General features: G+C 65.2%; 2 protein-coding genes. One reads left to right on the top strand and one right to left on the bottom strand.

The window, feature by feature from the left end; all coding sequences use genetic code 11:
- A partial coding sequence (locus tag AC1DWI_RS25285) for a hypothetical protein (protein WP_477726200.1) occupies window positions 1–266 on the top strand: 266 nt, incomplete at its 5' end.
- A gap of 121 nt (window positions 267–387) precedes the next feature.
- Here the strand turns inward: AC1DWI_RS25285 and AC1DWI_RS25290 are convergent.
- Window positions 388–725: YybH family protein (locus AC1DWI_RS25290; RefSeq protein ID WP_477726201.1), on the bottom strand; the 338-nt coding region annotated here is incomplete at its 5' end.

Genomic DNA, 725 nt, shown 5'->3' on the forward strand with positions numbered 1-725 from the left:
ACCTTGGCAACGGCAGCTACCGCGGCGTGCTGGTGCTGGGCTTTGCCAACAGCGACGGCGAGTCCAAGCGGGTGCAGCAAGACGCAATGATTACCGTGCGAGGCGAAACCGTAACACTCAACGGCAGCAACCCGGTGTACCTGCTTGGGACCGGCAAATACAACGCCGACAACTACACCCTGAACATCGGCAGCCAGAACCTGCTGCGTGGCCAGAATGCCGACGCCAAGGGCGCCGGTGGTGCTGTGGTGATTAGCCGGAAGTAGAGCCCCCACGCTCCCCCACTGCGAGCCTGCGGCGGGTCCCTGCCCCTTGCACGGAAAAAGGGCTGCCCGCCTGCGGCCTCCTCGAGGGGCAGGAAGCTACACGAAGTGAGCGACCGTGGGGCTAGTGCTTCGCCTCAACCAGCGGGTCCGCATGCCTGTGCACCAGCTTCCAGGCATCGCCTTCGCGCCTGAACACCTCGGTTACCCGCAGCTTGTTCGCCACGGGCTCTGGCTCACCCTTCATGCGGGCCTGCGCTTTTTGAATGCCCGTCCAGAAGGCAACGGTATCGCCCGCCGCCATGTCGAGAATTTCCAGCTGGGTCGTACTGCCCGCCTCAAACCGGCCGGCATCTTGCTGGTAGCGCGACCACACTTCCTGCGTGCCCCGCACCACCCCGCCGCCCGGGCTCATAAAGGTGGCCGGTGACTCCTGCGCCACGACACGCCCCAGTGGCTGTC

The organism is Polaromonas sp. P3_C2, assembly GCF_056402675.1.